Source organism: Flexivirga sp. G2 (genome assembly GCF_055397625.1).
This window is the reverse complement of sequence record NZ_AP039675.1, coordinates 2,761,134-2,785,049: the sequence shown is the minus strand read 5'-3', so window position 1 is coordinate 2,785,049 and position 23,916 is coordinate 2,761,134. Positions and strand designations below refer to the sequence as shown.

The following is a 23,916-nucleotide window of genomic DNA, read 5'->3' as shown; positions in this document are numbered from 1 at the left end:
GCAATGAATTTCGTACGTCAAGAACGTGGAGGAAGCGTGCAGATCGCACCGAGCATCCTGTCGGCGGATTTCGCCAATCTCGAGCGCGACCTGCAACGCATCGCGACCGCCGACTCGGCCCATGTCGATGTCATGGACTACCACTTCGTCCCCAATCTGACGCTGGGCCTGCCGGTGGTCGAGGCGTTGCAACGCGTGACGCCGATCCCGTTGGACTGCCACCTGATGATCGACGACCCCGACCGCTGGGCTCCTGCCTACGCGGAAGCGGGCGCCGACAGCGTCACCTTCCACATCGAGGCCGTGCGGGACCCCCGGGCTCTCGCCAAGGACCTGCACGCCGCCGGCGCCCGAGCCTGTATGGCGCTGAAGCCCGGCACCGCGTTCGCGCCCTACGAGGAACTGCTCGAGGTGGTCGACATGGTGCTGGTGATGACCGTCGAACCCGGCTTCGGCGGGCAGAGCTTCATGGCCGACCAGATGCCGAAGGTGCGCGAGGTGCGGGAGGCGATCAAGCGGCGCGGGGGAGAGATCCGGATCCAGGTCGACGGTGGTGTCTCGTCGTCGACGATCGAGCAGTGCGCCGAAGCAGGAGCGGACGTATTCGTTGCAGGCTCAGCGGTGTACGGCGCCGACGACGCGGCGGCGGCCATCAAGGAGTTGCGCGAGCTCGCGACGTCCTGCGTGCACGGCTGAGCGAACGGGGCGCGTGCACAACCGGCAACGGTCGCCGGATAGGTGCGTGTTGAGGCCTGTGCCATAATCGAGAACGAACGTGCTCCGGGGTCGGTGAAATTCCGAGCCGGCGGTGATAGTCCGCGACCCGGTCGTCCATGACGATCGGTTGACCTGGTGGAACTCCAGGACCGACGGTTAAAGTCCGGATGGGAGGCAGCACGAGGGCTGCGCCATTGGCGCACCCTGCGGCGACGCATTCGCCCGCATCTGCGGACGTTTCGCGCGACCGCTCGTCACCCCCGGAGCCGGTGAGACCGGACCGGGAAGGAGTGGCGAGTGCAGGACACCCCAGCATTCGAGCAGCCGATGCGCGCTGCCCTCGAGTTGGCCGCCCGCGGTCCGCTCGTCGATCCGAATCCCCGCGTCGGGTGCGTCCTGGTGAAGGACGGCGAGATTGTCGGTCGCGGCTGGCACGCCGGTGCGGGCACCCCGCACGCGGAAGTCGGCGCGCTGGCCGATGCCGGCGATCGGGCTCGCGGCGCGACGGCCTACGTCACGCTCGAGCCGTGCGCGCACACCGGCCGTACCGGACCGTGTGCCGAAGCCCTCATCGCGGCTGGCGTGACCCGGGTGGTCTTCGGCCAGAGTGACCCGAATCCGCTGGCCCGCGGTGGTGCGGAGGTGCTGCGGAGCCGGGGTGTCGAGGTCCACGGCGGTCTCCTGGCCGACGAGGCGGCTGCACTCAACCAGCACTGGACCTACGCGGTGACCCACGAAAAACCGTGGGTGATCTGGAAGTTCGCGATGACCGTCGACGGTCGGTCGGCCGCCGCCGACGGCACCAGTCAGTGGATCAGCAACGAGTTGTCCCGCGCCGACGTGCACGAGCTGCGCCGCCGGGTCGGTGCGACCGTCGTCGGCACCGGCACCGCGCTGGCCGACGACCCGCACCTGACCGCCCGGACCCCGGACGGCGCCGTCGTCGGGACTCAGCCGGTGCGGGTGGTCGTCGGTGAGCGCGACCTGCCGGCGGGCGCACGACTGCTCGACGGCGCGGCACCGACCCTGCAGTTGCGCACTCATGACCTGACCGCGGTGACGAAGGAGCTGCACGGCCGGGGTATCCGGTCGGTGCTGCTGGAGGGCGGACCCCTGCTCGGAGCCGCGTTCTGCGCGGCCGGCCTGGTCGACGAGATCGTCGCGTATGTCGCACCGCTGTTCCTCGGTGCGGGCAGCGCCGCGGTCGGACCACTCGGCGTGACCACGCTGGCCGACGCCACCACCTGGACCTTGCACGACGTTACGCGTCTCGCGGACGACGTCAGACTCATCTATCGGAGGAAGTGACGTGTTCACCGGCATCATCGAAGAGCTCGGCCACGCGCAAGAGTTTGTCCGACAAGGGGATTCAGCGACCCTGTCGATCTCGGCGAAGGAGGTCGTGGCCGACGCGCAGCACGGTGCGTCGATCGCGGTCAACGGCGTGTGTCTCACCGTCGTCGAGCACTCAGCGACCGGATTCACCGTGGACGTGATGGCCGAGACCCTGGAACGCAGCAGCCTCGGTGCGCTGCAGCCCGGGAGTCCGGTCAACCTCGAGCGGGCGGTCCGGGCCGACGGGCGGCTCGACGGTCACATCGTGCAGGGGCACGTGGACGGCGTCATACAGCTGCTGCGGCGGGCGGAGCACGAGCACTGGACCGAGGTGACGTTCTCCCTGCCCGAGACCCTCGCGCCGTACGTCGCGGAGAAGGGATCCGTTGCGCTGGACGGGGTTTCGCTGACCGTCGCATCCGTGGGGACCGACGAATTCTCGGTGTGCCTGATCCCCACCACCCTCGCGCTCACCACCCTCGGTGCTCGGCGGGCCGGCGAGCCGGTCAACCTCGAGGTGGATGTGCTGGCCAAGTATGTCGAGCGCATGGTCGCCGTGCGCTCCACGGGAGAGGCGGAAGCCAAGTGAACTTCTTCGAGCGGATCTACGACGCGTCGATCACCATCGGCGGCCACGGCATCACCTGGCGCGAGATCGTCGGCAACCTCTTCGGTCTGGCATCCGCGATCGGCGGGATGCGTCGCAAGGTGTGGGCCTGGCCGATCGGCATCATCGGCAACGCGTTGCTCTTCACGGTCTTCTTCGCACTCGGCTTCACCGCACACGGTGGGCAGGTGATGTTCGGGCAGGCCGGTCGGCAGGTGTTCTTCATCCTCACCTCGATCTACGGCTGGTGGGTCTGGCAACGCAACCGCTCCGGCAAGCGCGCCGGCGCCCCAGCCGTCCAGCCACGCTGGGCGAGCAACACCGAACGGGTCGCACTGCTCGGGTTCTGGGTCGTTGCAGTCGTTTTCGTCCAGTGGATCACCCGCCAGATCGGCGTCGGCTGGACTCCGCCCAGCTGGTACTTCTGGGCCGACGCCTGGATCTTCGTCGGATCCATCGTGGCCACCTTCGCCATGGCGCGCGGCCTCAACGAGTTCTGGCTGGCCTGGATCGCCGTCGACCTGGTCGGCGTGCCGGAGTTGATCCACTTCGAGTACTACCCCTCGGCGGCGCTGTACGCGATCTACGCGGCCTTCGTCATCTGGGGATTCATCGTCTGGCTGCGGGTGACCCGTAGGTCGGGCCGCCCAGCACAACCCGCAGAGGAGTTGGTGTCGTCATGATCAGCACCATCGACGCCGCACTGTCCGAGATCGCCGCCGGCCGACCGGTGCTCGTCGCCGACGACGCCGACCGGGAGAACGAGGTCGACCTCGTCATGGCCGCCCAGCACGCCGACGAACACTGGATCGGCTGGGCCATCCGGCACGGTTCGGGTGTCATCTGCACACCGATGCCGGACACCGTCGCCGATCGCCTCGCGCTGCCGCCGATGGCGCGGCACAACCAGGATCCGAAGGGCACGGCATACACCGTCTCCGTGGACGCCGCCGGCCTGACGACCGGGATCAGCGCCGCCGAACGCGCCCGCACGATCGCCCTGCTGGCCGATCCCTCGGCCGACCAGGAAGCGTTCACCCGCCCGGGCCACGTCTTCCCGCTGCGTGCCCGTGAGCGGGGTGTGCTGGAGCGTGCCGGACACACCGAGGCGGCCGTCGATCTGGCCCGGCTGGCCGGCTGCGAGCCGGTCGGCGCCATCGTCGAGATCGTCCACGACGACGGCTCGATGATGCGGTTGGCCGACGCCGAGGAGTTCGCGCGGCGCGAGGGGCTGCTCGTGGTGACCATCGCGGACCTGATCGCCTGGCGCCGACTGCACGATCGTGTCGAGCAGCGTGCACGCACCACGCTGCCGACGGCGTCGGGGACGTTCGAGATCGTCGGGTATGCCGACCTGCTCACCGGAGCGGACCACGTCGCGCTTGTCTCGCCTCGCGGCATACCGGCTGAATCCCCGCTGGTACGAGTGCATTCCGAATGCCTCACCGGCGACACCTTCGGTTCGACCCGGTGCGACTGCGGCCCGCAATTGGCCGAGTCGATGCGTCGGGTCGCGGCCGAGGGCGGCGTCATCGTCTACCTGCGCGGGCACGAGGGCCGCGGTGTCGGTCTGCTGGACAAGCTGCGGGCCTATGCGTTGCAGGACGGCGGGCTGGACACCGTCGATGCCCAGACGGCCCTTGGCCTGCCGATTGACGACCGTGAGTTCGGCGCCGCCGGCGCGATCCTGCGCGACCTGGGCATCACGTCGATGCGCCTGTTGACCAACAACCCCGAGAAGGAGACCCAGTTGCGCGATTCGGGTATCACCATCGAGACCGTGCCGCTGATCACCGATCGGACAGTCAACAACAGCCGCTACCTGGAAACGAAGCGCGTCCGCCTCGGCCACCGGTTGGGAGAAAGCGCATGAAGCGGCGTGGTCTCGATACGGCCTCGGCTAGCGCCTCGTTCTACTCGACCAGCCTGAGGAGGCTCGCATGAGTGGACACGGAGCACCGGAGAGTGTGGTCGTCGACGGCAGCGGCCTGCGGGTCGCGATCGTGGCGGCCTCGTGGCACACGCAGGTCATGGACGGGCTGCTGGACGGCGCCCGGCGCGGGCTCGCCGCATGTGGGGTCACGGACGTGGCCGAGGTGCGCGTGCCGGGCACGTTCGAGTTGCCGGTCGCCTGCTCCCGGCTCGCCCCGTCGTATGACGCGCTGGTCGCGCTTGGTGTCGTGATCCGTGGTGGCACACCGCATTTCGACTATGTCTGCACCGCGGCGACGCACGGTCTGACGGACGTCTCGGTGCGCACCGGCACCCCAGTCGGCTTCGGCGTGCTGACCTGTGACAACGACCAGCAGGCACTCGACCGGGCAGGTCTCGTTGGCTCCAGCGAGGACAAGGGTTTCGAAGCATCGACCGCTGCCGTCGCCACGGCCGTGACGCTGGCGACCCAGTAAGTAGGCGAGGCGCCGGGTGATAGTGCACGGCTGACCGGTGAGCCGCTGTCGTTGCTCGGCACCCCGTTCGCCGGCCCAGCACGAAACGGCGAGCCCTGGTCTTCGGATGACGTCCGCGTCCCGGGACGCCAAGCCGGACAGGTTCTACGGGACGTTCATCACGACATCGGCGCGAAGCAGCGCCTTGTCCCTTTGGTTCACCAGTCGTGGAACGTCCAATGGGACACCGATTTCACCTGGGCGGGTCGCACCGCTGTCGGCCTACAGTCGGAGGATGAAGCAGGTTGCATCAGCGCGGCGCACGATCCGGCTCTTCCCTGACTACGGCCGTGACTACCCGCTTTGGGAGGACTCGACCCCGACCTGGGACGTTGGGTATACGACCACGCCGGAGACGTACGGGCTGTCGGCACAGTTAGCCGCCACGTTGGCCGCTTGGCAAGGGTTCTGGGAGACGCACTTCGACCCGTTCGACGGCTGGGACACGCACGAAAACCAGAAACGGTGGAAACGACACGGAGGACGCGTTGCTCGTGATTTGCAGGAGGAAGTTCGGGGCTTCGCGGACGTCCAAGCTGAGTTCTGATCGCTTCACTCGGGGTCCCGATGTGGCAGCACCGCGTGACGATCCTCTTTCAGAACGGCCGCGCCGCTGAGGCTGTACCTCTTACGATGACCTAAGGATGGAGTGCACGCGTGGGAGGGGACAACAGGATGTCCAATAGGAGAGTGCGGTCGGTCCGTATCGAAAACGCTGACGAGCCAATCCGCTGGGCTGGCGAGACCTGGGCGAACGCGCCCTCTACCGGTGCGGGTCAGCGTTGCGGTTTCTGCGACTCTGATGCTGTTGCGTGGGTCCACATGCTGGATCAGGACAAGGTCTGGCACGAGGCATGGGGCGAGAACTACAGTCTTTCTGACTTCTTTGTGTTCTGTGACCGCTGCGAGGTCGTCTTTCAAACCGGTGACGTCGAGTCGATGGTCAAACTGATCAATCCGGAGGCCGGTTGGGATATCGAGGACGTTGACGAGGATCTGGTCAAACCGGTGAAGGCGCTCATTCGCGCCGACCTTGGACGGCGACCCCTGCGTTAGAGGCTGCGCGTTGAAGGATCGGCGAACGAGACACTGCTCGGAGTAAGCGTGGTGCTCAACGTGGGAGTCGGAGCGGGGTGCTGTGGGCAGTGTTATCTGCTCAACGTTGACGTGGATAAGACATGGTGTCCGTCGGCGTCCGGCTGGGACTGCCTATTGCTTGCCCGCGCTAGGTTTCGTCAGCTGCGTTCCAACGCCGTGCGCCGCGAATCCACGCTTCTTCTTCACTACCGCGTAGATCCTCACAGCCCCAATGACAGCGATCACCGCGAACACTGGGCGAACCAGCCATGCCAAACCGGGCGTCCAGTGCACGAGTAACGCACTCAGCAGCATCATCGCGGCGAGCACGCCGGCCGCGGCGGCGACCGCCAAGGCCTCGGCCGACCAAACGGCGCGGCCAGTCATACCCTCACGCTCCCAATCGGACTGCATAGCTCAGTCTAGGCCTTACCGGACGTCGATACCGCGCGATCACACAGCACTTCCCGGGTCTGCCAATCACCGCGTCGCCCCGATTGACGATCGTCTACCGGGCAGCGTCCCGACATGGGGAATCCGGTGTCTGCCCGGTGGGGTCGCCGCGGTGCCAGTCGTATTCGCGTTCTACCCGGCAAATGCGGGCACGGTAGGCCCGGTAGAAGCGCTGCTGTCCGAGTAGTTGTACTCCCAGGTGCTCTGCGTCATTCCGCCAGGCCCACAGGCAGTTCAAGTCTCGCCAGTAGGAAACGGCGATGCCGGTGGCGTCCGTGCGTGCGAACTCGAGACCGAGGAAGCCGTCCATGTCTCGCGCGATCTGGAGCATGCGGTCAGATGCTTCGTCGTATCCGACAAGGTCCGCGGGAGCCTCCGAGAGGACGGTCGTGAGGATGGCGGCGTAATACGGCGGAGCGGTGCCGTCAACGATGCTCGCGGTGCCGTCGCTCATCGCTTGATTGTCGCATCATCGCCTCCCTACTAACCGGCGACTGCCGTTCGGGGGCTCGCGAGTCGACCGGTCTCGCGGGTGGAACAACAAGCAGGACTGAGCGCTACGTGCTGCAACATCCCGGACGCCTTCCCGATAGACGTTCGATCGGCGGTCACGACGACGATCGCGACAATGACCGGCAGAGCTTTGCGGCAAGCCAACGCCGCTTGGCGTGGACGGCTCACGAACGGCATTTCGTGTGGCAACATCATTGCGGTGGGTGGTGAAGTCGAGGGCGGTGGCAAGCGCAACGGGTTTGCCGGGTGGTTCTTGCTCGTCGGAGCCTTTGGCTGCGCAATCCTGGCACTCAGAGCAGGGATTGGGCACCGGTGGGTTCTGATGATGTTCGAGGTAATCTGTGTCGTCGGTGTTCTATATGCCTCACTCTGGAATCTCGGCCTGGTCAGTTCTCTCCGTGGCCGCCGAAACAATCCGTAATCGACCTCGTACACCATCGATATCCGGGGCTCGTGTCCGATTAGGCCCTGTGTAGTGTGTGGGATCCGGTGATACTTGGTGCATGCGATGGTCCCGGGTGGTTGCGCTGGGGATCGTTCTGCTGGTCGTCGTGCCGATCGGCGGGTTCTGGTTGTGGGGAAGGCCACCCGCGCATGTCGCTCTGCCCACGGCCCGCACACCACCGGCGCAGGTCGTGCAGACCTACGTGCGGGCGATGAACGATCGCGACTTCGGTGCGTGCGGGCACATGGAACTGGGCGACGGCCACGGATTCGGAGCACACTGGACGAGCCTGCACGCTCCGAACATGCGGCGGCTGACCATCGACCGCGTCCAGCCGGTGGTGTCCGGCCGCCGGGCGGCCGCAGATCAGTCCAACTCCGAACTGGCGGCATGGGGCCAGACCGTCGAAGTCGACACGACCGCCACCCTGAACAATTTCGAAGGCTTCCACGCCAGTGAACGTGACCAGCCGTGGTCCTTCGAACTCGTCCGACACGACAGATCGCAACCATGGCGCATCTTCGATCAAGGCCAAGGATGACCTCGGCCGCCCGGTACGTGATCGTCAGACGGGACGCGGCGAAGGACCACCGCTTCGGTGATGGAAAACCATTTTCGCCCATGCCCTGCATCCTGCGAGCATGCGGACATGCCCATTGAGCTGCTCGACGCGCGCGACCCGCAGGCAACGAGGACGATCCTGGAAGGGTTGCCCGAGTGGTTCGGCATTCCGGAGGCGATCACCGGCTACGTGCGGGACACGGAATCGCCTGAGTTTCGAAGCCTCGTCGCACGAGACGGTGATCGCACAGTCGGCGTAGCTCTCATCTCGCGACATTTTCCCGAGTCAGCCGAGGTTCATCTCATCGCAGTCGCAAGAGAGTACAGAGGTCAAGGTGTTGGGAGGTCCTTGATCGAACGAGCGATCAAGGACTTGACCGACGACGCTTGCCGGCTGCTTTCGGTTCACACAGTTGGGCCATCGTTCGAAGACACAGCGTACGAAGCAACGCGCGCGTTCTACCGCAGTACAGGGTTCGTCCCTCTTGAAGAGCACCACGACCTTGACTGGTCAGGACCGACACTCATCCTCGTTCAGCCACTGAGACATCCACCGCTGTAGCACCAGAGCGCCGATCAGCAATCTTCCAACGGGCGGCTGCGACGCCCGGTCGGCAGTTGCCACGCTGAGCTGGTCTGGTGTCGCGTCATTTCACGTCCCAACCAGTCAACTGGATGATCTCGGCCGCGACAGCAGGCACCGTCGGTTCATCGGTGCTGATCCGGACGACTTCAGCGGGTGCATCCGCCTCCAGACCGACAGCGGCCTCTCGACTTCGTCCTACGGCGTACGCAAGTCCGCCGCCAATCTCACGCTGGGCGAGTCTCTGCTCGGCGACCGTGTCGCTGGATGTCAACAGCACGCCCGTCACCGTCGGGTCGTCGCCCATCGCCGTGGTCAGTTCGTGAATCACCGGTGCGGCCACGCTGGCCGTGTTGACGTAGATCAACCGCCGGTAGCCGCGGGCTTTGTAGTTGGCCCACATGGCTGCCAGATTGTCCTCCGCCAAGCGGTACCCCTGCTTCCACGGCACCGGGAACGCCATGTCGAGGTTGTCGCCTTCGATCCACGCATGGTGCACACCCTGCTCAGAGAGTTGGCGGTGAACCTCGGCGGCGACGGTGGTCTTGCCCACGCCAGACCGGCCACCGATCAGAAGCAACTGCGATCGGGACATGGTGCCAACGCTATTGCCCGAACCATCGGCACGGCGACAACTGGACCGGCACCGTAGACGCGCGTCGGTCAGATGCCTTTGCAAGATGTGAGCGCGTCGCTGACGCGGACTGCGTTCTGCTCGATGTTGTCGGTGGCCACTAGGTGCAGATCTGGTGGCTTCGACATCTCGGCGCATCCCGCGTCGAACGTTGCAGAAAGGTTTGCGTTCCGATCAGCAACGGTTGTTCCCCAGCGGGCATCCCGCTCGACCAGGCGACGATGTTGTTCACGGCCGTCGAGGTCGAACATCACCAGGAAGTCACACCGTGGGTGCGGACGCATCCCATCCAACAGGTACACCGGTGCTTGGCTGATCGGAAGGCCACCGACCTCCGATCGCCACACGAACCGCTCAAAGTCGCAGTCAGGCGTACTCCGGCGTTCGCCGATACCGGCATGGAGAGCACGGTCTACTGCCGGCCAGTCGTAAGCGATCGGCGAACTGAAATATTCGGCCGGTGTCTGATGGTCGGCTCGTGGCACGAAGAAGTAGTCCACGGGCACCCGTGCGAACCGCTCAGGCTGCTGTTCTTCCAAGAACTTGGCCAAGGTCGATTTCCCCGACGCCGACGGACCCATCAGGCAGACGATCATTCGTTGACCCAACCAGGGCCCACCGACATCACGCGATCCCCGAGTGGTGTCGAACGCAGCCGCGCCGGACGGTGTGGAAGCACGCCTGGCGAGGAGTCTCATCGGAGGATCGTTGAGCGAGATCGCCTGTTCACCTCGGCGCGTTGCAGGTGCGGTCCTTCAGCGACCGGACATCGCGCCAAAGCATGCCAACGCACGATGCCAGGTGACGCAGCAGCCGGTCGTCCGGAGCTGTGATTTATCCCCCGCCGCGACGAGCACTATAAGGAGCACGTGCACGCACGTGACCACACGTTCGCGGCGCGCGACACTACCCGGCTGGGCTTTGCGTGAGCCTGTGGCAGGCGACCGACGATGTCGCTGGCCAGAAGGTTGTTGACGCCTGTGGTTGGCGGGACGCTTCGTAGGTACAGTGGTGGCGTGCGTATGTCGCAGCGATTTCAGGACCCCCGGCCGGGTTATGGCCGCGGGGCCGTTGACGTGCAGTCATAGCGCAGTAGGTCTCCGCAGGTACGGCCGGGGGAAGTTTCTCCTCTTTCACCCGCCTGCAATCGATTCGGAGACCTTCTCATGTCGCATGCCGACTATCTAACTTCTGACCAGCTCTGCCACGCGCTGAAGCTGCGTGATCTCACCGATCCCGCACAGGGCGAGCACGCCATCCAGACTCTCCTCGGTTCCGTCGTGGGTTCGCTGCAGTCCGAATGGGGCTGCATCGCCCGCTACGTGCGCAACTCGCCGGTTGTCCCTGTGCGAGAGAACTACGACCGCCTCGGTTATGACCCTGGCGATGTCACCCGAGCCCGCAGGTACACCCGCTACATCAGCCCCACGGTGATGTTGCGCAGCCACACGAGCGCCGAGCTCCCGCGTGTCCTCGACGACTACGCCGGGCGAGTCGAGGTCGATGAATTGATCGTCGCCCCGGGCCTCGTCTACCGGCGTGACGCCGTCGATCGCAGCCATGTGGGCGAGCCACACCAGGTGGACCTGTGGCGTATCCGCAGCACCCCGGACACCGCAGACGAGGACGTGGTCATGATGATCGGCCGTTTGGTCGAGGCGGTGCTCCCTGGTGCGCAGTGGAAGACGATCGATGTCACACACCCTTACACGGTGGGCGGCAGGCAGATCGACGTGCTTCACGAAGGCGAGTGGCTCGAGTTGGCCGAGTGCGGCCGCATCCACCCCGAGGTGCTCCGCACGTCCGGCCTCGACCCCGAGCGTTGGTCAGGACTCGCTCTCGGCATGGGACTCGAGCGCGCACTGATGCTGCGCAAGGGCATCCCAGACATCCGCTACCTGCGAGCAGAGGACCCGCGCATCGCCAGCCAGATGCTCACCCTGGACCCGTGGCAACACGTCTCACCATTGCCCGCAACCCGACGCGACATCTCGGTAGTCCTAGATGCGGAAGAGGACGAAGAGACGCTCGGCGACCGCATCCGCATCGCCCTCGGCGGCGACGCCGACGTCATCGAGTCCCTCGAAGTGCTCAGCCGCACACCCCACGAGGAACTGCCGGAGGCGGCACGCTCCCGGCTCGGCACACACCATGGCCAGGTCAATCTCCTGTTGCGGATCGTGTTGCGGCCCATCGACCGCACCCTCACCTCGGAGGAGGCCAACGTGATCCGCAACAGGATCTACCGGGCCGTACATGATGGTCCGGTGCTGGAACTGATCTGAGATCGCGAGAGAGACCATCATGACCTCACGCACGCACGCCAACGTGCCCCCCTCACCCGAAGGACGATAGATACAGCCGCATCCCGCCGGTCATGCAGCGCCCGAAACGTGTGTCGGTCGACGCAGGCTGATCAGGCACGTTCAGCTATTCGCCCCTGCTTGCCTCGCACCACGCCGAGATGTGCTCGGCGGCGTAGTCAGTGGCCGCAGACCAGTACGCGCCATGGCCGGAGGCAAACATGGCCGCCCAAGGCTGTCGCCCGGCCCGGGCAGAAGTTCGAAGCAACTCGTGCATCGCCTTTGTTCGCTGGACGATGACGACGGGAAGTTCACGTCGGAGCTGCTTGCTGGGCGCGTATCCGTCAAGGACACAACGCAGCCGACGGCCAGCGATCTCGGGTGGCGTGGATGGATCGATGCCAGCGAACGACTGTGCGGCGTAAGCCAAGTCCCATTCGCGGGTACTCGGACCGGCACCGTCCCAGTCGATGAACGTCATGCTGCCGTCGTGCAGCACGAGGTTCCAGGGCGCTAGGTCGTTGTGACACAACAAGTCCGCTGGTTCCGGAGATGGGATCAATACGTCCCAGTCACCACCGACAACCGGCACGGACTCGCTGACGTCGTGCAAGCGGCGAATGAGCTGTCCGACGGCGATGAGTTGGTCTTCATTCAACGGGCCCTGATCGTGAGCAAGCGCGCCGGGAATGAACGCGATCACCTGCCGGCCACGGTCATCACGGCCAAAGTGTCGAGGCACCGGCACTCCACGGTCAGCCAACACGCTCATGTATCCACGGACCAGGTCGGTATTCGCACGCCATGGTTTGCGAACGGTGTCGCCGTGACGGACGGCCCAACCGGGAGTCGCATTACCGCCAGTGAGCGGCTGCTCACCCTCATACACGCGGTCCACTCTAGGCATCGACTGGCTACGTACCGGCTCAGATTACGCGCACCCAGCGTCAGGCGACGGGAGTCCCGTTTGACCTTCCATAAGCGGATCGCCGATCGATACACAGAGCACGAGCGGTGAAACGTCCGCGACGACGGTCAAACCTCCAGCGCACGCGCCATCATCAGAGTGGCATTGTCATCGATCGGGATGGATCGACAGGGCTCGACAGCGCGGTAGTCGTACATGACACCGCGCCCATCAGGCAGATAGCCCCGGCGTACGTACAGTCGCTGAGCTGCGCCGTAGTCGGCATAGAGGCCAACGCCTAGCCCGACGACTGCACTTCGCTCGCCGGCAGCACTCTCGACGGTGTCGAGTAGCGCGCTGCCAACACCGTGGCCACGGAAGGGCGGCAAAACGTTTAGGTCTGCGACCTCCGGGATGCCGGCGGCCTTGAAGGGCTGATACGGAGACTCCCACAGCAGCGTGCAATAGCCGGCTACCGCATCTTCGACCTCTGCGACGTAACACGCGCGCACACCGCGTCGTTGCTCATCGAGGTAGCTCTCAAAGGTCTCAACCGGCTTGTGCCACCCGTGCCGCGCGAAACTCTCGGTCAGGCGGGCCACGTCGGTCTGCACGAAAGATCCGATCTGGACGGCCCCAGCACCTGTGAAGGTTCCATCGGTCATTTTTGAACTGTTGCAGACTTCCGGTGCCGTTGCACGCCGATTTCTCCCGCCAGGAGGTCGACGCCACGCTCCGTCCCGATGGCCGATCCTCTTACGGGGCAAGGCGATTCACGGCGTGGTCGGATCTGGTTGCAGACCGGGGATGTTTGTCCGGCGGGGGATCAGCCGGCCGCGAGTTGGTGGCCGGGCATCCGGCCGGGTGTGAGGTCCCAGCTGAGGCCGTCGGGTCGTACATCTGCGGTGAAGCCCTGTCGGTGGACGGCCTGGTGATGTCGCCCGCACAGGAGTGCGGAATTGGCAAGGGAGGTTTCGCCGCCCGCCCACCAAGGGCGGATGTGGTGGACTTCGCAGAAACCGGGCGGCCGGTCACAGCCGGGGAAGGAACAGCCTTGGTCGCGCAGGATGGTCGCGGCTCGGATGGCTTTGGTGGCAAGGCGTTCTCGACGCCCGACATCCAGTGGTTGGCTCGGTCCGCCGAGGACGACAGGGATCAGGTCCGCGGTGCAGGCGAACCGGCGGGCGGCACCCGCATCGACCATGTCACCGGTCGTGGTGGTCGCTCCGTGGCCGTTCAGCAAAGACTCGAGTCCCATGGTGAGCAGCACCGTTGCGGCACCCGCTTGGACACTGTCCCCGGCCGCGACCCGGGCGCCGGCACCGACCAGGTCCATGAGTGCGTCGACCCTGCGTTTGCCGGGTGAACGTTCATCACGTACCGAGCCATCGACGAGGACGCCCGGGGCCCCGAGACGCTCGTCCCTCGCTCCTCGGCCACCTTTTCCAGGACCGGAGGGCTTGTCTGTCGGGTCAGTGGGTTTCGCCGGACGCGGTGCGGACTTCGCGGTGATCGCTTCCCTGAGGATCGCTGCGTTCACTGGCGACAGCTCGGCAACGAGCCGGGTCATGCCGGTCGGGGTGGTGGACCAGGACAGGGTTTCGGTGCGTTCGAGCTTCTCGTCGTCCGTCGAGTGTTGGTCCGGGTCGAAGCGGTCGATGATCTGCCGGGTGAGCTTGGTCAGGCCGTCGGTGCCGAGGGCGGGGTCGAGTTGCAGGAACCACCCCAGCACCTCACTCCGGTCCGCCGTCGGGATGACGGGTGCGACCTTGTCCGCCTGCGTGAGTGCGGTCCGGGCGGACTCGATCGAACACGCGCCGTCTCGTAATGCCTGGGTGATGACCAGGTTCTTGCGGTGCTGGCACGCATCGGCCACGGCCGCCATCGCCCGCACGGTCTTCGGCTCCACAGGTGTCTGCGTTGTGTGCTGCGACATCCACTGTGCCGTCGTCGCCGCGTACGACGTGTCCACCGTGCCGCGATCGACCGCATCGGCCGTCACGAGGGTGGCGACCTGCGCGGACCGCCCCTGCAACGCCAGCAACACGGTCAGCAACGCGCTCTCCTGCTCGTCACCGAGCTGATGCACCGCCTCGGGCACTTCGTCCAACACCCGCACGGCGGATTGCAAGATCGCCAGCGCTTCCGGTCCACGACCCGGCTCCACCCGGACGCCAGGGACCACCACATGATCAATGCTCATAGCGTGAATCCCCTTCCCCTGATTGCGTTTTCGCCTACATGCAGTTTACCGGAGGGGACTGACAACGACTAGTGCTGCATCGAACATATTTCGGGGAATTGGTTAGTAAAGGCCACGATCCTGGTTCGGCCTCGAGACGCTCGTTCCTCGCTCCTCGGCCACCTCACGTTTCGTGCCTCGCTCCTCGGCCACCTCACGTTTCGTGCCTCGCTCCTCGGCCACCTCACGTCCGTTCCTCGGTCGACGGCTGCCGTGGCCACGGCCGTGGCGCTAAGAAAACTGAGCGACGCATCCAGCAAGAGTGATTAGCCTGCCCAGGTGATCCAGGGGGAACCGAGCCGCACCGCGTGGTCGGCGGCGATGCATCGCGCAGCTCACCAGATCGTCGAGGGCGCAAGCGTTTTCGACGACCCGATGGCGATCCCGATGACCGGCTGGGACGTGCAGCGCATTGCCGACGACGTCGTGGAACATCCGGAACGGCGAGGCATGCGGTTCTTCATCGCGGCACGGCACCAGTTCGCGCGCGAGGTCGTCGCCGCAGCCGCGGAGCGGCACGGCGGGCCGGTCCAGGTGGTGGTGCTCGGCGCCGGACTGGATACGACCGCCTATCGCGATGGTGTCGAATCGTCGCAGGTGGCAAGGGTTTTCGAGGTAGATCACCCGGACACCGGATCCTGGAAGCGCGATCACCTGCACCGTGAGGGCATCGCACCCACCGTCCCCGTCACGTATGTCGGTGTCGATTTCGAGACACAGTCCTCCCGCGACGCGCTGCACGCTGCCGGCCTCGACCCGGAGTCTCCCGTCGTGGTGGTGTGGCTCGGGGTGCTCGTCTACCTGACCCGTCCGGCGATCGAGCGGACCGTGGCCGACCTGGCGGGTCTGGCGCGCACCGGGGTCGACCTGGTCTTCGACTACCCGGAGCCGACCGACCGGTTGTCGGGACGAGCTGCCCGGTCGCGCGCCACCAGCGCTGCGCGGGTTGCCGCGATCGGTGAGCCGTGGCTGTCGTCATACCGCCCGCAGGAGATTGCGGACATGCTGAGCGAGCGCGGTTTCGGCGTCGCCGAGGATCTGACGACCGCCGACTGGATCGAGCGGTTCCTCGGCGTCGTCGCGCCGGCCACCGGCTCGGGCGCGCACCTGCTGCACGCGTCGACGACGGCCTCTCACTGAGACGTGTCGTCCCCTGATCGGCATACGATCGCGGAGTGGACGACCAGCCGCAGCACTCGACGAGTGATCTCGTCTGGCACTACACGGACGCGGCCGGCCTACTGTCGATCCTGCGTACCGACACGGTGTGGGCGACGTCCTCGGAGTTCCTCAACGACAGGGGCGAGGTGCAGCTCGGCCAGCAGCTGGCCGAGGAACGGATGCAGGAACGCGCCCGGCGGGAGCCCGACAGCATCTACGGACGTCTCGGGGCGCTGCTGCGCGAGGACAACAAGCAGGGCACCCGCCCCGAACGAGACGGAGTCGGGGCGCTCTTCTTCGTGCTCAGTGCCTCCAGCTCGTCGGACTCCCTGGCGATGTGGCGCAACTACGGCGGTGCCGGTGAGTCCTACGCGATCGGACTGGATCCGGCGCAGCCACTGCGCGTGCTCGGTGAGCCGGCGGACGGCGGTGCTGCTCTCGGTGCGGGCGGCCGGCTGCGGCGCAAGCCGTGGCGCGCGGTGCACTACGACCGACCGTCCCAGCTGAGCCTCATCGATCACGTGCTGGACGACCGCGCCGACACCGTCGAGCAGCTGCGGCAGGCCGCCGGTGACGTCACCGGGCCGGGCGACGTCGACAACCTGCGGCAGCTGCTGCCGCCGGACCGACGCGACGACCTGGAGCGCATGTTCGGTGACCTCGAGGACGTGCTGCTGCTGATCAAGCATCCCGGATTCGTCGACGAGGACGAGGTCCGTGCCTCCTACGTGCTGTGGTTGCAGGGTGATCGAGGTCGGACGATGCACGCCTTGCGCAACGTCGTCGAGTACCGCGCCAGCAGGTACGGCCTCGCGCCGTACCTGCGGCTGACCGGTCCCGGCGACGACCCGCAGGCACTGCTCAGCGCACGATCGTGCCCGCTGCCGATCCGTGCGGTCACCGTGTCGCCGTCGGCCCATGGCGGGGCCGCCGAGCAGTCGGTGCGCGACCTGCTGGCGGCCAGCGGACGAGCCGAGGTTCCGGTGACCCGGTCCGGCATACCGTTCAGAGAGTGATCCGGGTGCACACGGCGCGTACTCGTGCAATTAGCCTTGGCCGATGTGAAGACGTTCGAGCAGCTGCATGCTGAGCTCACTGCCAAAGCCAAGGACCGGCCTGCCGACTCCGGCACCGTGCGCGAACTCGATGCCGGCGTGCATTTCATCGGCAAGAAGATCGTCGAGGAGGCTGCGGAGGTCTGGATGGCTGCGGAGCACGAGGGAGTGGAGCGCGCCGCCGAGGAGATCAGCCAGCTGCTCTACCACGTGCAGGTGCTGATGCTCGCCCAGGACATCTCGCTGGAGGACGTCTATGCCCACCTCTGAGACATTGCGCGTCGCCATGCCCAACAAGGGCGCCCTCGCCGAGGAGAGCGCCCGGCTCATGCGCGAGGCCGGCTACCGCGTGCGCCGTGAGTCCAAGGAGCTCGTCGTCGTCGACGCCGAGCAGCGCATCGAGCTGTTCTACCTGCGTCCGCGGGACATCGCCGTGTATGTCGGCCGCGGTCACCTCGAGGTCGGCATCACCGGCCGCGACCTGCTGCTGGACTCCGAGGCACCCGCCGTGGAGGTCATGCAGCTGGGCTTCGGCGCCTCGACGTTCCGTTACGCGGCACGCCCGGGACAGGCGACCTCGGTGGCCGACCTGCAGGGCAAGCGGATCGCGACGAGTTTCCCCGGGCTTGTCCGGAAAGACTTGGCCGACAACGGGATCGACGCGTCCGTGGTTCGTCTGGACGGCGCGGTCGAGACCGCTGTCACGCTCGGGGTGGCCGACGTCATCGCCGATGTCGTCGAGACCGGCACGACGTTGCGCAACGCGGGGCTGGAGGTCTTCGGTGACCCGATCCTGCAGAGCGAGGCCGTGCTGATCCGGCCCGAGGACCGCATGGAGAGCAACCCGTCGGTTGACGTGCTGCTGCGGCGGTTGCAGGGCGTGCTGACCGCGAGCCGCTACGTGATGATGGATTACGACATCCGCGTGGAGCTGGTGGAGCAGGCGTGCGCGCTGACGCCCGGGCTCGAGTCGCCGACCGTGTCGCCGTTGCATCGCGAGGGGTATGTCGCCGTGCGGTCGATGGTGCCGCGCACCGCGACCAACGCCGTGATGGACGGGCTCTACGAGATCGGCGCCCGCGCCATCCTGGTCACCGAGATCGCGGCTTGCCGATTGTGACTGCGCAGATGACCGAACAGTCCGCGGCGGCATACGCGACCTTCCGTCCGCGACGGTCGCGAATCGTCAGCATCAGCATGGCAATTGCCGTCGTCGTGGTCTTCGCGATCGTGGCGTTCACGATCCCGCAGGGCGGGGTCACCGGGTGGAACACCCCGGACTCCGTGGCGATGATCGTCTTCGGTGTCGCCGTCGCGGGCTTCCTGCTGCGCTACGCATTGGTGCGGGCGACGCCCAGCCCGGCCGGGCTGCACGTCCAGAACCTCATCGTGTCCCGCGACATCGAGTGGGCCGAGATCGTCAACGTGCAGTTCGGCGGGGGAGCGCCGTGGCTGGTGCTGGAGTTGAGCGACACCGAGACGTTGGCAGTGATGGCCGTCCAGCGCTCGGACGGTGAGTTCGCGACCGCCGAGGCACGACGGCTGGCCGCACTCGTCGAGGCCAACAACCGGCGCGGCACGACGGACTAGCCGCCTACGACGGCGTGTCGGTGCGCAGCACGAGGTGCGCGTGCTCCCGGGTCCGGTCGGCGTCGAAGACGGCGTCCTCCTGGTCGGCCCAGCGCTGCCAGTGCGGCGCGTAGGCCTCGCCGTCGCGTTCCAGCCCGCGTTGCTTGCGTACCGCGGTGTCGGCCTCCAGCCAGACGCGTACGTCGGCATACCGGCGCGCCATACCGACGCTGCTGCCGGCACCTTCGACGACCAGGAAACGGGTGCGCGGTATGGCGATGGAGTCGGCGAATGTGCCGTGTTCCCAGTCGAATCGGCGGAACGCGGCGGCCTCCCCGCGGCGGGTCGGCTCCAGAACCTGTGCAACGAGCAACGGTGGTGTCGCTGCCAGACCGTCCCAGCCGGGATACATGTCGTCTAGGTGGACGACCGTCGCGTCCGACAGTTCGCCGGCCAGTGCCTCCGCGAGGCTGGTCTTGCCGGACCCGCTGCGGCCGTCGATCGCGATGACGACCGGGACGTGGTCGACGGCGCGCGCCGCCGCGGCGACGCGCCGCACCTGTGCTGGCGAGGGTCGATCTCCCACGCAGGCAACCTAGCCCCCGGCGCGCGATCGGACGGACGCGGTGTCGACACGGCCTACAACTGTGCGAACCGGGCGGCAGCCAGGAACGCGCACGTGCAGAGGATCCCGAGCACGACAGCGGTCTGCTTGGGTTCGCGCAGCGAGGCGTGCGAGACCGCCGCGCCATACATGACTGCCACCAGCCCGAGGGCCGCGATCGGAGTCAGGAACCGCGCGACGTCGGTGAGCCACGGCACGATCAGTCCGACGACCGCCGCGAGTTCACAGACGGCGACGGCTCGGACAAGAGGCATCGGGAAGGGACCGATCCCGGTCTGTCCCGAGGCGAGCAGTCGGTCGCGCGACAGCGTCGATTTCATGACGCCGGAAGCTGCGAAGATCACCGACACCACGACGGTGATCGTCCAGAGCAGAATGTTCATCGCTGTTGAGTCCATGTCTCTCCAGACGGATCGACGTCGTCGCGTGTGACGAACCCAGCGGCGGCCGATTGTCACAGATCACGCTGCCGATCCGTCTTGATCGGTGAGGAGAGGAGCCGTCCGATATGACGGGAGCCGACCAGTCCGAGTTCATGCAGCTACGTGGGTTGCTGTTCTCGATCGCCTATCACATGACCGGGAGCGTCGCCGATTCGGAGGACATCGTCTCCGACGCCTACCTACGCCTGCGCACGGCCGGCGATCGTGGCGTGCAGATCCGATCGGTCAAGGCCTATCTGTCCTCCACCGTGACGCGGCTGAGCATCGACCACCTCCGGTCGGCGCGCGTGCAGCGCGAGGTGTCCGTCGGGACCTGGCTGCCCGATCCGATCGTCGGGGACTCGCCGTCGGCCGACTTCGAGCGGGTGGAGATGGCCGACGCGTTCTCGATGGCGTTCCTGGTCCTGCTGGAGAGCCTGACACCGGCCGAGCGCGCGGTCTTCGTGCTGCGTGAGGTGTTCGTCTTCGACTACCCGGAGATCGCCCGCATCCTGCACAGGTCCGAGGCGTCCTGTCGGCAGCTGCTGCGCCGTGCCCGGCTGCAGATCGACGCCCGCAGACCGCGATTCGACGTCGATCACGACGCCAACAAGCAACTCGCCGACCGTTTCTTCCACGCCCTGGAGAACGGTGATCTCGCGCCGTTGATCGACCTGCTCACGGAGGACGTCGTCCTCAGCGGGGACGGCGGCGAAGGTCCGTCGTGGCCACGACCGTTCCACGGTCGGGAGCGCGTGCTGCAAGTGCTGTCGGCGGTGAGCAAGGCGTACGTCACCCACGAACTGCACGCCGAGCGCGTCCTCGTCAACGGCCAGCCGGGCGCGCTGATGCGCGACGCGGACGGCAGATTGCTGAACGTCTGGGCGGTGGACATCGCCGGCGGTCGCATCCAGACGGTCCGCTCGATCCTGAACCCGGCGAAGCTGCAGCACCTGGGGCCACTGATCCCCGTGGTTCCGCCGCGTCGATAGCCCACATCGGAAGGGGACCAGGATGACTGATGCGTCGAGCAGTACTGCGCGCGCTCGCGGGTGGCGAGCCGACGCGCAGATCGTGACCACAGCCGCAGAGCTGGACGAGTTCGGCACGCCGATCCCGATGGTGCGGGACAAGGTCCTCACCGAACTCCACGACCCGCACATCGCCTGGTTGGCTGCGACGACGTTGGTGCTGCTCGGCACCGCGTCCGCCGACGGCCGGTGCGACGTGTCCCCGAAGGGCGATCCGGCGGGCCTCGTGCAGGTGCTCGACAGGCACACCGTCGCCATACCCGAACGTCCCGGCAACCGTCGGATGGACGGCTATCGCAACGTCCTGCAGAACCCGCACGTCGGAATGATCTGCGTCGTGCCCGGTCGGCCGGACACCATGCGCCTCAACGGGAGGGCGACCCTCGTCCGGGATGCGCCGTTCATGGACGACATGCGGGTCCGTGGTCACCGACCCGCGCTCGCCCTCGTCGTGGAGGTCGAAGAGGTGTTCTTCCACTGCCCGAAGGCATTTCGGCGGGCGTCGGTGTGGGATCCGGCCACCTGGGAGCCGGACGGTGCGCCGGCACCGGCCGACATCGCCCTGGCCCTGTGGCGCAAGGGGCAGCCGCGTCAGCAGGTCCACGACATCTACGCACGCCCGACCACGCAGGACCTGTATGCCGAATGACGGCGGTGCATTGGAACCAGGAGAGACGACAGCACCCTGCACGAAACGCGCAGGGTGCTGTCGGGTTCGGGCCGGTCAGGCGTCCTCGAGAACCAGGGGATAGACGCCGTTCTCGTCGTGCACCTCACGGCCGGTCACGGGCGGGTTGAAGACACACACGGTGCGCATCTCGGTCCGTGGCAACACCTGGTGCTTGTCGTGGTCGTTCAACACGTAGATCGAACCCGGACGCAACTCGTGGCGCTCGCCGGTCGCCTTGTTCACGACCTCGCCCTCGCCGTCCACGATGAAGACGGCTTCGATGTGGTTGGCGTACCAGAAGTCGTTCACCGTGCCGGCATACAGCGTGGTCTCGTGAACGGAGAAGCCGAGACCCTCGCGCGCCAGGATGATGCGCTTGCTGCGCCAGTTCTCGGTCTTGATGTCGTCGTCGGTGTCGGTGACGTCGTCGAGTGTACGGACGAGCATGAAGAGTTCCTCTCGAATCAGTTGGCGGGAGTGCGGAATTGGCGGTTCAGTCGTCCAAGGCTGCTTCCGTTGCATTGCGCAGCATGGTCAGGCCGTTGCTGAGTTCGTCCTCGCTGATGGTGAGCGGCGGCAGCAGCTTGATGACCTCGTCGCGCGGGCCGGAGGTCTCCACGAGCAGTCCGGCGTCGAACGCGTTCCGGCAGGTCCGGGCCGCCTTCTCCGGGTCGGCGAACTCCAACCCGCGGATGAGGCCGCGACCCTTGGCGGTGAGCTCACCCTCGGGACGCTTGGCGACCATGCTGTTGAGCGTCGCCTCGACGAACGCGCCCTTGGTGACGGTGGACTGCTCGAGGGTGTCGTCCGACCAGTAGGTGCGGATGGTCTCGGTCGCGGTCACGAAGGCGGGCGCGAAACCACGGAACGTGCCGTTGTGCTCGCCGGGCTCCCACACGTCCAGCTCGGGGCGGATGAGGGTCAGCGCGAGCGGCAGGCCGTAACCACTGATCGCCTTGGACAGGCAGATGATGTCCGGCACGATGCCGGCCTCCTCGAAGCTGAAGAAGCCGCCGGTGCGGCCGCAGCCCACCTGGATGTCGTCGACGATCAACAGGATGTCGTGCCGCTGGCAGACCTCGGACAGCTGACGCAGCCACTCCAGGCGCGCGGCGTTGACGCCACCCTCGCCCTGCACCGTCTCGACGATCACGGCTGCGGGCTTGTTGAGGCCGGATCCGCTGTCGGACAGCATCCGCTCGAAGTAGACGAAGTCCGGCACGTCGCCGTCGAAGTAGTCGTCATACGGCATGGGTGTGGCGTGCACCAGCGGTATGCCGGCACCGCCGCGCTTCATCGAGTTGCCCGTGACCGCGAGCGCCCCGAGCGTCATACCGTGGAAAGCGTTGGTGAAGTTGATGATCGACTCTCGGCCGGTGACCTTGCGGGCGAGTTTCAGCGCAGCCTCGACGGAGTTCGCGCCACCGGGCCCGGGGAACATGACCGTGTGGTCCAGGCCGCGCGGACGCAGGATCTGCTCGGTGAAGGTGCTGAGGAACTCCTCCCGGGCGGGGGTCAGCATGTCCAGCGAGTGCACGATGTTGTCCTCGCTGAGGTAGCGCAGCAGCGCGTCCTTCAGGATCGGGTTATTGTGCCCGTAGCTCATGACCCCGGCACCGGTGAAGAAGTCGAGGTAGGGCTCGTCGTCCGGCGTGTAGAGGAAGCTGCCCGTGGCACGCTGGAAGGTTGCCGGCCAGGTGCGGGAGTAGCTCCGGACACCGGATTCGAGCGTGGTCGGGTCGGCTGTCACGGTCATGGTGATTCCTTCGGTCGAATCGGCAATGTGGACATGCGATTACCTGTGCTGCGCAGTGGGTCAGCGCAGCGGGCGGATGAGTAGAGCGGGCTCTCCGGCGTGACCGTCGGGGAAGTGCTCCGCGGGGATGCCCTCGGACCAGGTCAGTTCGGCGCCGTGCTTGCGGGCGATGCTGGAGAAGAGCGCACGCGAAGCGCTGTTGGTCTCCTCGACGGTGGCCTCGAGCGCGTCGATGTCGCTGGTCGTGATCAGGTGCTCGAGCATGTGGGCCGCGACGCCTCGACCGCGCTGGTCGTCGCGCACGGCCACCTGCCACACGAACAGGTGGGTCGGTCGGTCCGGCGGGCAATAGCCGAGGACGTAACCCACTACTTCGTTGTCGCACAAAGCAACTCGGCAGGTGGTCGAGAAGTCGCGCGCCATCATCAGGTAGGCGTACGACGAGTTCAGGTCGAGCTCACCGCCGTCCTTGGCGACGGTCCACATGTGCGCACCATCGGACGGGCGCGGTTCCCGGATCACGAGTTGGTGCGTCTCGCGTGCCCGGGTCGCATGCGCTCGCGCAGAGTGCATGGTGTGCTGCTTGGCGGAAAGTGGTCGGGTCGGTACTTCGCTTGGTATCGGCATGACTGGCGTCGACGCTATGGGTTCGTCGAGCGAAGTCAAGGCAAGATCGTCTCAGCGGGGAAGGATCGAAACACGTTGGGAGAGCGCATTTTCCGCGATTTTCCGTGGACAGGTGAAAATCTCTCGATGTCAAATCAACTGCCCGAAAATGAGTCTTGCCATGTGAGACGAGTTGC

30 protein-coding genes and 1 riboswitch are annotated in these 23,916 nt (G+C 66.3%); of the genes, 18 read left to right on the top strand and 12 right to left on the bottom strand.

Annotated elements, in window-relative coordinates:
* Positions 1 to 36: 36 nt before the first annotated feature.
* From rpe to ACZ50J_RS13490, 8 genes are all read left to right on the top strand, one after another.
* Positions 37 to 696, top strand: a complete 660-nt coding sequence (rpe, locus tag ACZ50J_RS13525; RefSeq protein ID WP_464297675.1) for a ribulose-phosphate 3-epimerase — start codon at positions 37 to 39, stop codon at positions 694 to 696.
* 76 nt (positions 697 to 772) lie between these two features.
* Positions 773 to 901: riboswitch (FMN riboswitch) on the top strand.
* A gap of 113 nt (positions 902 to 1,014) precedes the next feature.
* Complete coding sequence (gene ribD / locus ACZ50J_RS13520) at positions 1,015 to 2,025, top strand: bifunctional diaminohydroxyphosphoribosylaminopyrimidine deaminase/5-amino-6-(5-phosphoribosylamino)uracil reductase RibD (protein ID WP_464297674.1); 1,011 nt, start codon at positions 1,015 to 1,017, stop codon at positions 2,023 to 2,025.
* Between the two features lies 1 nt (position 2,026).
* Positions 2,027 to 2,641, top strand: a complete 615-nt coding sequence (locus ACZ50J_RS13515) for a riboflavin synthase (protein WP_464297673.1) — start codon at positions 2,027 to 2,029, stop codon at positions 2,639 to 2,641.
* The gene (gene pnuC / locus ACZ50J_RS13510) at positions 2,638 to 3,342 is read left to right on the top strand and encodes a nicotinamide riboside transporter PnuC (protein WP_464297672.1); all 705 of its coding nucleotides are present in this window, start codon (positions 2,638 to 2,640) and stop codon (positions 3,340 to 3,342) included. The genes ACZ50J_RS13515 and pnuC overlap by 4 nt, the downstream gene beginning before the upstream one ends.
* Complete coding sequence (gene ribB, locus ACZ50J_RS13505; RefSeq protein ID WP_464297671.1) at positions 3,339 to 4,532, top strand: 3,4-dihydroxy-2-butanone-4-phosphate synthase; 1,194 nt, start codon at positions 3,339 to 3,341, stop codon at positions 4,530 to 4,532. Before pnuC ends, ribB begins: the two co-directional genes overlap by 4 nt.
* Positions 4,533 to 4,599: 67 nt before the next feature.
* Entirely contained in the window at positions 4,600 to 5,067 is a 468-nt protein-coding gene (gene ribH / locus ACZ50J_RS13500) for a 6,7-dimethyl-8-ribityllumazine synthase (protein ID WP_464297670.1), read from the top strand.
* Positions 5,068 to 5,341: 274 nt separating this feature from the next.
* Positions 5,342 to 5,653 (top strand): hypothetical protein, encoded by a 312-nt coding sequence (locus ACZ50J_RS13495; protein WP_464297669.1) that lies wholly within the window; start codon positions 5,342 to 5,344, stop codon positions 5,651 to 5,653.
* Positions 5,654 to 5,928: 275 nt separating this feature from the next.
* A complete protein-coding gene (locus ACZ50J_RS13490) occupies positions 5,929 to 6,162 on the top strand; it encodes a hypothetical protein (protein ID WP_464297668.1) in 234 nt (77 codons plus the stop codon).
* A 153-nt stretch (positions 6,163 to 6,315) separates the two neighbouring features.
* Here the strand turns inward: ACZ50J_RS13490 and ACZ50J_RS13485 are convergent, their stop codons facing one another.
* Both ACZ50J_RS13485 and ACZ50J_RS13480 read right to left on the bottom strand, forming a co-directional pair.
* Complete coding sequence (locus ACZ50J_RS13485) at positions 6,316 to 6,570, bottom strand: hypothetical protein (protein WP_464297667.1); 255 nt, start codon at positions 6,568 to 6,570, stop codon at positions 6,316 to 6,318.
* Positions 6,571 to 6,691: 121 nt separating this feature from the next.
* On the bottom strand, positions 6,692 to 7,090 hold the full coding sequence (locus ACZ50J_RS13480) for an antibiotic biosynthesis monooxygenase family protein (protein ID WP_464297666.1): 399 nt from the start codon (positions 7,088 to 7,090) through the stop codon (positions 6,692 to 6,694).
* 562 nt (positions 7,091 to 7,652) lie between these two features.
* On the opposite strand from ACZ50J_RS13480, the gene ACZ50J_RS13475 reads away from it, so the two are divergent.
* Positions 7,653 to 8,135: a hypothetical protein gene (locus ACZ50J_RS13475; RefSeq protein WP_464297665.1), complete on the top strand. Its 483-nt coding sequence runs from the start codon at positions 7,653 to 7,655 to the stop codon at positions 8,133 to 8,135.
* Between the two features lie 108 nt (positions 8,136 to 8,243).
* Positions 8,244 to 8,717 (top strand): GNAT family N-acetyltransferase, encoded by a 474-nt coding sequence (locus tag ACZ50J_RS13470; RefSeq protein WP_464297664.1) that lies wholly within the window; start codon positions 8,244 to 8,246, stop codon positions 8,715 to 8,717.
* A gap of 85 nt (positions 8,718 to 8,802) precedes the next feature.
* On the opposite strand, the gene ACZ50J_RS13465 is transcribed toward ACZ50J_RS13470, so the two are convergent.
* On the bottom strand, positions 8,803 to 9,333 hold the full coding sequence (locus ACZ50J_RS13465; RefSeq protein WP_464297663.1) for an adenylyl-sulfate kinase: 531 nt from the start codon (positions 9,331 to 9,333) through the stop codon (positions 8,803 to 8,805).
* A gap of 68 nt (positions 9,334 to 9,401) precedes the next feature.
* Complete coding sequence (locus ACZ50J_RS13460; protein WP_464297662.1) at positions 9,402 to 9,968, bottom strand: phosphotransferase-like protein; 567 nt, start codon at positions 9,966 to 9,968, stop codon at positions 9,402 to 9,404.
* 570 nt (positions 9,969 to 10,538) lie between these two features.
* Here ACZ50J_RS13460 and srmL point away from each other — a divergent pair.
* Complete coding sequence (srmL, locus tag ACZ50J_RS13455; protein ID WP_464297661.1) at positions 10,539 to 11,657, top strand: PheS-related mystery ligase SrmL; 1,119 nt, start codon at positions 10,539 to 10,541, stop codon at positions 11,655 to 11,657.
* 145 nt (positions 11,658 to 11,802) lie between these two features.
* Here srmL and ACZ50J_RS13450 read toward each other — a convergent pair whose 3' ends face one another.
* The 3 genes from ACZ50J_RS13450 to ACZ50J_RS13440 form a co-directional block, all read right to left on the bottom strand.
* On the bottom strand, positions 11,803 to 12,564 hold the full coding sequence (locus ACZ50J_RS13450) for a phosphotransferase (RefSeq protein WP_464297660.1): 762 nt from the start codon (positions 12,562 to 12,564) through the stop codon (positions 11,803 to 11,805).
* Positions 12,565 to 12,710: 146 nt separating this feature from the next.
* On the bottom strand, positions 12,711 to 13,247 hold the full coding sequence (locus tag ACZ50J_RS13445) for a GNAT family N-acetyltransferase (protein WP_464297659.1): 537 nt from the start codon (positions 13,245 to 13,247) through the stop codon (positions 12,711 to 12,713).
* A gap of 161 nt (positions 13,248 to 13,408) precedes the next feature.
* Complete coding sequence (locus ACZ50J_RS13440; RefSeq protein WP_464297658.1) at positions 13,409 to 14,785, bottom strand: HNH endonuclease signature motif containing protein; 1,377 nt, start codon at positions 14,783 to 14,785, stop codon at positions 13,409 to 13,411.
* Positions 14,786 to 15,103: 318 nt separating this feature from the next.
* Here ACZ50J_RS13440 and ACZ50J_RS13435 point away from each other — a divergent pair, with 318 nt between their 5' ends.
* The 5 genes from ACZ50J_RS13435 to ACZ50J_RS13415 are packed head-to-tail and all read left to right on the top strand — an operon-like array spanning position 15,104 to position 18,630.
* The gene (locus ACZ50J_RS13435) at positions 15,104 to 15,964 is read left to right on the top strand and encodes a class I SAM-dependent methyltransferase (protein ID WP_464297657.1); all 861 of its coding nucleotides are present in this window, start codon (positions 15,104 to 15,106) and stop codon (positions 15,962 to 15,964) included.
* A gap of 35 nt (positions 15,965 to 15,999) precedes the next feature.
* Complete coding sequence (locus ACZ50J_RS13430; protein WP_464297656.1) at positions 16,000 to 17,001, top strand: hypothetical protein; 1,002 nt, start codon at positions 16,000 to 16,002, stop codon at positions 16,999 to 17,001.
* A gap of 45 nt (positions 17,002 to 17,046) precedes the next feature.
* On the top strand, positions 17,047 to 17,310 hold the full coding sequence (locus ACZ50J_RS13425) for a phosphoribosyl-ATP diphosphatase (protein ID WP_464297655.1): 264 nt from the start codon (positions 17,047 to 17,049) through the stop codon (positions 17,308 to 17,310).
* Positions 17,297 to 18,160, top strand: coding sequence for an ATP phosphoribosyltransferase (gene hisG, locus ACZ50J_RS13420; RefSeq protein ID WP_464297654.1), 864 nt, complete (start codon positions 17,297 to 17,299; stop codon positions 18,158 to 18,160). The genes ACZ50J_RS13425 and hisG overlap by 14 nt, the downstream gene beginning before the upstream one ends.
* An 8-nt stretch (positions 18,161 to 18,168) precedes the next feature.
* A complete protein-coding gene (locus tag ACZ50J_RS13415; RefSeq protein ID WP_464297653.1) occupies positions 18,169 to 18,630 on the top strand; it encodes a PH domain-containing protein in 462 nt (153 codons plus the stop codon).
* 4 nt (positions 18,631 to 18,634) lie between these two features.
* On the opposite strand, the gene ACZ50J_RS13410 is transcribed toward ACZ50J_RS13415, so the two are convergent.
* Together ACZ50J_RS13410 and ACZ50J_RS13405 are read right to left on the bottom strand one after the other, a co-directional pair.
* Entirely contained in the window at positions 18,635 to 19,195 is a 561-nt protein-coding gene (locus ACZ50J_RS13410; RefSeq protein WP_464297652.1) for a nucleoside/nucleotide kinase family protein, read from the bottom strand.
* 53 nt (positions 19,196 to 19,248) lie between these two features.
* A complete protein-coding gene (locus ACZ50J_RS13405) occupies positions 19,249 to 19,617 on the bottom strand; it encodes a DoxX family protein (protein WP_464297651.1) in 369 nt (122 codons plus the stop codon).
* Positions 19,618 to 19,742: 125 nt separating this feature from the next.
* Here ACZ50J_RS13405 and sigJ point away from each other — a divergent pair, with 125 nt between their 5' ends.
* Together sigJ and ACZ50J_RS13395 are read left to right on the top strand one after the other, a co-directional pair.
* Entirely contained in the window at positions 19,743 to 20,648 is a 906-nt protein-coding gene (sigJ, locus tag ACZ50J_RS13400; RefSeq protein WP_464297650.1) for an RNA polymerase sigma factor SigJ, read from the top strand.
* Positions 20,649 to 20,670: 22 nt separating this feature from the next.
* Positions 20,671 to 21,336, top strand: coding sequence for an MSMEG_1061 family FMN-dependent PPOX-type flavoprotein (locus tag ACZ50J_RS13395; protein ID WP_464297649.1), 666 nt, complete (start codon positions 20,671 to 20,673; stop codon positions 21,334 to 21,336).
* Between the two features lie 75 nt (positions 21,337 to 21,411).
* On the opposite strand, the gene ACZ50J_RS13390 is transcribed toward ACZ50J_RS13395, so the two are convergent.
* The 3 genes from ACZ50J_RS13390 to ectA are packed head-to-tail and all read right to left on the bottom strand — an operon-like array spanning position 21,412 to position 23,686.
* Complete coding sequence (locus tag ACZ50J_RS13390) at positions 21,412 to 21,804, bottom strand: ectoine synthase (RefSeq protein ID WP_464297648.1); 393 nt, start codon at positions 21,802 to 21,804, stop codon at positions 21,412 to 21,414.
* Between the two features lie 46 nt (positions 21,805 to 21,850).
* Positions 21,851 to 23,113: a diaminobutyrate--2-oxoglutarate transaminase gene (gene ectB, locus ACZ50J_RS13385; protein ID WP_464297647.1), complete on the bottom strand. Its 1,263-nt coding sequence runs from the start codon at positions 23,111 to 23,113 to the stop codon at positions 21,851 to 21,853.
* 60 nt (positions 23,114 to 23,173) lie between these two features.
* A complete protein-coding gene (gene ectA / locus ACZ50J_RS13380; RefSeq protein ID WP_464297646.1) occupies positions 23,174 to 23,686 on the bottom strand; it encodes a diaminobutyrate acetyltransferase in 513 nt (170 codons plus the stop codon).
* Positions 23,687 to 23,916: the final 230 nt, after the last annotated feature.